The sequence below is a fragment of the Shimia marina genome, from assembly GCF_001458175.1.
GTDB lineage: Bacteria > Pseudomonadota > Alphaproteobacteria > Rhodobacterales > Rhodobacteraceae > Shimia > Shimia marina.
In genome coordinates this window covers 1-5,891 of sequence record NZ_CYPW01000022.1, presented here as the reverse complement: position 1 = coordinate 5,891, position 5,891 = coordinate 1, and the positions used below count along the sequence as shown (strand labels likewise).

Annotated in this window: 9 protein-coding genes; 2 read left to right on the top strand and 7 right to left on the bottom strand. The window is 51.8% G+C overall.

Translation table 11 applies throughout. The annotated features are described in order from the left end of the window. Window positions 1–610: 610 nt before the first annotated feature. The 7 genes from SHM7688_RS10655 to SHM7688_RS10635 form a co-directional block, all read right to left on the bottom strand. Complete coding sequence (locus tag SHM7688_RS10655; RefSeq protein WP_058239935.1) at window positions 611–1,435, bottom strand: tellurite resistance TerB family protein; 825 nt, start codon at window positions 1,433–1,435, stop codon at window positions 611–613. Further along, entirely contained in the window at window positions 1,428–1,916 is a 489-nt protein-coding gene (locus tag SHM7688_RS10650; protein WP_058239934.1) for a hypothetical protein, read from the bottom strand. The genes SHM7688_RS10655 and SHM7688_RS10650 overlap by 8 nt, the downstream gene beginning before the upstream one ends. 132 nt (window positions 1,917–2,048) lie before the next feature. After that, window positions 2,049–2,222 carry a hypothetical protein gene (locus SHM7688_RS19865; protein ID WP_188128146.1) on the bottom strand — a complete coding sequence of 58 codons (174 nt, stop codon included), beginning with the start codon at window positions 2,220–2,222 and terminating at the stop codon, window positions 2,049–2,051. Continuing rightward, entirely contained in the window at window positions 2,219–3,535 is a 1,317-nt protein-coding gene (locus tag SHM7688_RS10645; protein ID WP_058239933.1) for a DUF6538 domain-containing protein, read from the bottom strand. The genes SHM7688_RS19865 and SHM7688_RS10645 overlap by 4 nt, the downstream gene beginning before the upstream one ends. A 34-nt stretch (window positions 3,536–3,569) precedes the next feature. Further along, entirely contained in the window at window positions 3,570–3,764 is a 195-nt protein-coding gene (locus tag SHM7688_RS10640; RefSeq protein ID WP_058239932.1) for a hypothetical protein, read from the bottom strand. Continuing rightward, a complete protein-coding gene (locus SHM7688_RS19745; protein ID WP_158500690.1) occupies window positions 3,757–3,930 on the bottom strand; it encodes a hypothetical protein in 174 nt (57 codons plus the stop codon). Before SHM7688_RS19745 ends, SHM7688_RS10640 begins: the two co-directional genes overlap by 8 nt. Window positions 3,931–4,051: 121 nt before the next feature. Continuing rightward, window positions 4,052–4,264: a helix-turn-helix domain-containing protein gene (locus SHM7688_RS10635; RefSeq protein WP_058239931.1), complete on the bottom strand. Its 213-nt coding sequence runs from the start codon at window positions 4,262–4,264 to the stop codon at window positions 4,052–4,054. A gap of 134 nt (window positions 4,265–4,398) precedes the next feature. Here SHM7688_RS10635 and SHM7688_RS10630 point away from each other — a divergent pair, with 134 nt between their 5' ends. After that, the gene (locus tag SHM7688_RS10630; RefSeq protein WP_144432558.1) at window positions 4,399–4,995 is read left to right on the top strand and encodes a hypothetical protein; all 597 of its coding nucleotides are present in this window, start codon (window positions 4,399–4,401) and stop codon (window positions 4,993–4,995) included. Window positions 4,996–5,004: 9 nt separating this feature from the next. Next, window positions 5,005–5,283, top strand: a complete 279-nt coding sequence (locus SHM7688_RS20230) for a tellurite resistance TerB family protein (protein WP_083499020.1) — start codon at window positions 5,005–5,007, stop codon at window positions 5,281–5,283. Window positions 5,284–5,891 lie beyond the last annotated feature (608 nt).

The window sequence follows — 5,891 nt, the reverse complement described above, 5'->3', positions numbered from 1 at the left end:
TCTAGACGCTGATAAATTTGCCCGTGATTTACGGGCGCGTATATTAGATATGAGTACTTGTTCCCGATCTTCAACCCTTAGCGGTGCTTTTTTAAGACAGCTTCCTCATCAACTACCGTCACGCCATCCAACTCAAGACGGTCATGAAAGCTGCATGTAAGCTTGAGACGGGCTGTATCGTAGCGCTCTCAAATAACTATCAGGGCTTAGATGAGATGGAGCGGGACCGCCCAGAGTTGCTGGAAGACTATATCGAAGTCCGCCATCGGGATCGCTGCTCTGAATATAGTATCCGTCAGAGATTGTTCGGAGAGAGAGTTTCTTATCTTCGTTCTTTGGGTTTGGGAGGATGATCATGCAAGGTGGGGAAGCTTCCGGGCTTCTCCGCATCTCTTCCCTGCGCCATCATTACTTATCCCTATCGCTGTCCTTGCTGACTATACTCAGACGGAGTCGACAGCGGGGGGCACTTTTGGGGGCATTTTTTCCGCTGGGAGAGCCGCTGAGGCCAATAAGCACTGATGTCTGGATTGATGGCTGGGGTGGTAGGAAGCCTTGCGTCTCGATGAAACGCATCGGCTTTCCCGAACCAACTCAAAAACTGGGGCACTTATTGGGGCACTTTTGCCTGTCCGCGTCCCGATCTCTTGGCCCACCGTGGAAGCTGAAACCACGGGTCCTTGGGTAAGCACTCGGCGACGTGATTGATCGCCAGCAGCTCCATCTCGTGAAGCTGACCATCCGCCTCAGCAATCTCTCTCAGCAGCGCCACGACCCGCTCACGAACCTTCTTATGGTTGCAGTCCTTGCTCTCCAGCGTGAAGCGTCTGAGGCCCTCGGTAAGCTCCTGGAGGGTCAGTTGGTCGAGGCGGTCTAGGAAGAGAGACAGGGCGGCGTCAACGAAAGCCCCATCGTACCCCCAGTTATCAATAAAGTAACTGCGAATGACGTCTAGCTCCTCCTCAGAGACCTCACCATCCGCAGCGGCAATCTTCAGACTGAGCGGCGCAATCAGATCAAAGAGTCCAATCGCGAGGACATCGATGGGAGTGTTGATGAAGGCCGGAATTACCTCGACACGGCCATCATTCATGCTTTTAAATAACTGAATTAGCCCAAAATACGCACCCCCAGAGATCACACTAGCACCAATAATCCAACCAATTGGAGTAACCGCAGTTGCCGTGGTGAAGAAACCCAAAAGTCCTCCCGAAGTTGAAGTGAAGAAGGTGGAGGCTATTGTCGCACTTCCGGCAAACTTTGCACCAGCCGACGCCGCTCCAGCCACATCCCAAAAGTCAAAGGCCTTATTCCTCAAAGTTAAGGTAGCGTAAGCTTGCTCACCAATCTCAAGCCTAGCTTTGAATCTCAATGGGTCGGAAACTACTTTGTCGACACCCTCTAGCAGATGTTCAGAAGAGAAATCTTTACCCATGCTGGTTTTCTCCGTTTAGGGAAAAGAATGGTTCTACGGCAGCCTTCACCCTGCTTTCCAATGCCCTCTCCAAGAAGTCTTGTTTGGCCCCAAGAACCAGTCCGAGCGCCATAAAAATTGGAGTGACCAAAGGCCCCAAGACCCAACCAATCAAAGGAACACTGCCAACCAAAGTTCCCGCCACGGCACCAAAAACGAAACCAAACGTCGTGTTTGGATACTCGGATACGAACCGCATTATCGTCTCTAAGATCTTCTGTCCGATTTTGATTACCTTTTCGCCGACGCGCACTGCCTTAGTCGCAAACTTGTAAAGTAGAGCCTTCACATCGGCAGAGACGTCTAAATTATCAATCTTTTGCTTCAGTTCGCCTGACGTAAACTCCAGAGAAGCTAGTTTAAATACTTCTTCAGTTTGTGCGTCGCTTAGCTCCAAAACCATCTGATCCCCGGTATCAGACGAAACCCCGCTCGCTTGCATTTGCGTTCTCCTTAAAAAGTCTTTGCTCGATCAATATGGCGCGTTTGAGTTGCATCTTCGCCGCGTAGTTTTGAAGCGGCAAGAAAAAAAGCGAAGTGAACCCCGGCCAGCACGAAGCCAGCCGGGATAAAGCTAGGGCACATTTCGATTCACGACGTAGTCAGCGAGCCATTGCCAGTAAGCTTCTGCGCTTTCAAAGCCTTGCACTCGTGCCGCTAAGTTTTCAGCCTCCAAACGAGAAAGACCGCCATCGTGTTCAGCGATAGCGGCCCTCTCTTCGAATGCATCGATGTCTGGAATGATCATGGTGATACGCCCCTAGGTAGACGTATCTGATCCACGATACCGCGCTTCTGTTCGTCCGAGATACCCGCGCTGTAGATGCCGTAGGTGATCCCGTTTTCCGAGCGGGCAGACTTATGGCCAACGATGCTTGCCGTGAAGTGTTCGGGTACGCCGGTACGCTCGCATTGGGTGATGAACCACTTACGCGTAGAGTGAAACACCAGACGAGGCCGATCCAACTTCTTGGCCTGTCGCAATCGAGCAAACCGCTTGGTCACCTGCTCGACATTAGTCTCGGGAAACAGAGGTCCTTCGCTCGGAAGTGAACGAAACACCTCCTCCAGCACCGGATGCACCGGGACTTGCCGTTCAGCCGCATCGGTTTTGAGCAACCGCAGTTCGTTTGGTCGCACATGAATGAAGCCACCAAGGTTTCCCTTTGAGATGAGATCCTCCCGAAGCAAACCAATCGCTTCTCCAGCCCGCATCCCCGTCAGCAGACAGGTCAGCATCACGGGTCGTAACACCTGATCCTTCGTCGTCAGAAGTTGGACCACCTCCCCATCCGTTGGAACGGCATAAGGCTGTGGCTTTATCTTTTGATCGAACAAGACCGTCTTGAACGGATTCTGCTCAAGATGCCCCTCATAAACCGTCCAATCTATGAAGGCGTTGACTTGAGCCCAAATCCGCTTCTGAGTTCGCGTCGTAATTCGAGCTGTTCCCTGAGCGGAGAAGGCCACCAACTGATCTAGCGATAGCCCTCTCGTTCTCTCCGATTTACCAATGACAGGAGATAGCTGAGCCACCAAACCAAGGAATTCGCGCCCCTCCGTTCTGGACAAGCTACACAGAGATCGCTCTCCATACTTAGAGAGAAACAATCCAACGGAGTAGCGAACCGACTTAAACCCACCGGGCCGTAGCTCAATGGATCTTCGAGCTAAATAGGCAGCGCCCTGATTACGAATTGAGACCTTTTCCCGGGGCTTAATTCGATCGAAGCGTGACCGCTCGGATAACTGCCCGGAGAGCTCCAAAGTGGCCCGTAGATGATCAACAGCCGTCCCGGATGGCTCTTCCCAGTCTAGGGCACTAGCGTTGCTCACTGCCCCAGAGAGCGCCTCCTCAGACCGCTCTCGAACCTCAGAGACAGTCCTCTCATAGCGAAGATTAACCTCCGCGGCCCTCGCGCGAGCAGTGTTGGTAGAGTTGGTCTTCAGCGATTGTTTGAGAGCTTGCTGACCAAGGACCATCGCCACGTCCTTGGGCCAGTTGCGTCGGTAGAGCCATGTGTGGCCCTTCAAGTACGCATACTTGATATGAGCAGACATACGTCTCCTCCTTTTCTGTTTTGGGAAAGAGCGGTCAGGTGCCGCGTTCGTGGGCCCTGAGAATGAGGTCGAAGTCCGGCTCGCCGTACTCCCCCTTCAGTGGTCCAGTGATTGAGTAGCCGCCCACGCAGTCGTCAAAAACGAAATCGACCCGAAACAGATGTTCGGGCCAATCTTCGCTTGCGCGGATTACTACGATGTCGTCGGGATGGAGCGTCAGCTCAGCCATCACTTGCGCCCTTTATCCAGGCGGCTAAGAAGACCAAGATCAGCATCATCGACACGGCAGGATGTGTGCGAGCCCCAAGCCAGAGGATCGCGGTCAACACGGAACGCGGTGGTGCGCTCATAAGAAAACCCCCGGCGGCATCACCGAGGGTGCGAAACGATTTCATGATGTATCTCCTTACGTTGTCTCTATTTTAGATACGTAAAGGCGCTCGGTTCTAGCTTTCGAACTTAATACTCACTCTGGCTAACTTCGTGTTGCCTGCAGTCTGAGGCCCAATGCATTTTTCATTCTTCGGGAGCCAATAGTTGCCACGGCTCAACACCAAGCGGTTCAGCAAGTCTGCCAAGCACAACAACGGTAGGATTGCGAATGCCTCGCTCTACGCCACTGATATAGGTTCTGCGTAGATCACATTCAAAAGCCAGTACTTCCTGAAACATTTCTGCAGCTTCCCGGAAGCGCTTCAAGTTCTGCCCTACGAGTTTTTTTATAGCCATGGTCTGAAATGGCTGACTTGTAGACTTTTGATCTACAGACCATGAGTGTCAATGTGGAGCTTCCAAATTACGCAGAGCAAGCGCAGGGTAAGTTCGTTAGAATTATTAGAGATTACACAGCTAGGAAAATTGTTATGGCAAGTATGTTTAGGAGCTTTTTCTTTTTAGGTTTGCTTGGGATTGCGATTTGGTTGCTATACGCAGTATTTTTTCCTGCCACCTTACTTTGGGAATCCGTAGGCGTTGCGTGTATCTCGCTGGCAATTATCGGTTTAACGGTTTGGCAGACGATTGCTTTGCTTGAGAGAGCCCGCACAAGGTCAAAAGTGGAAGCGTATCAAACACCTGGCCCTAAGGGCTTCACGGCAACGCAATTCGGCAAGCTTAGAAAATGGCATTTAGGTGTTCTGGTGAGTGCACTATTGGTCGTGCTTGCTTTCGTGGGACTGCGTTCTACGTTGATCGGGAACGCGGAAATTGCAGCAAGAACCATGCAGTCGGCGCGGGTTAGTTGTACCAACTTTATTGATCGAGAGTTCAATAGCCGAAGGTACACCGAAAAGGCTAAAACGCTTGATAGCTGGGTAAAAATGAACAAGGTCGTTGTTGAAATAGGGTGGAAGGATAGTGCCTCTGCATCCTCGTACACTACCCGCCTTTGTGTTTATGATCCTATGACTAGATACTTGGATTCACCCGGCGCTTTTGGCCGATTTCGCTGGGAAAAATAACGCACCGCCCTGTCTCTCTTCCTAGACCGCCTCGACCAACTGACCCTCCAGGAGCTTACCGAGGGCCTCAGACGCTTCACGCTGGAGAGCAAGGACTGCAACCATAAGAAGGTTCGTGAGCGGGTCGTGGCGCTGCTGAGAGAGATTGCTGAGGCGGATGGTCAGCTTCACGAGATGGAGCTGCTGGCGATCAATCACGTCGCCGAGTGCTTACCCAAGGACCCGTGGTTTCAGCTTCCACGGTGGGCCAAGAGATCGGGACGCGGACAGGCAAAAGTGCCCCAATAAGTGCCCCAGTTTTTGAGTTGGTTCGGGAAAGCCGATGCGTTTCATCGAGACGCAAGGCTTCCTACCACCCCAGCCATCAATTAAGACATTAGTGTTTATTGGCCTCAGCGGCTCTGCCAGCGGCAAAAATGCCCCCAAAAGTGCCCCCGCTTTCGGCTCCGTCTGAGTATAGTCAGCAAGGAAGGCGATAGGGATAAGTAATGATGGCGCAGGGAAGAGATGTGGAGAAGCCCGGAAGCTTCCCCACCTTGCATGATCATCCTCCCAAATCCAAAGAACGAAGATAAGAAACTCTCTCTCCGAACAATCTCTGACGGATACTATATTCAGAGCAGCGATCCCGATGGCGGACTTCGATATAGTCTTCCACCAACTCTGGGCGGTCCCGCTCCATCTCATCTAAGCCCTGATAGTTATTTGAGAGCGCTACGATACAGCCCGTCTCAAGCTTACATGCAGCTTTCATGACCGTCTTGAGTTGGATGGCGTGACGGTAGTTGATGAGGAAGCTGTCTTAAAAAGCACCGCTAAGGGTTGAAGATCGGGAACAAGTACTCATATCTAATATACGCGCCCGTAAATCACGGGCAAATTTATCAGCGTCTAGA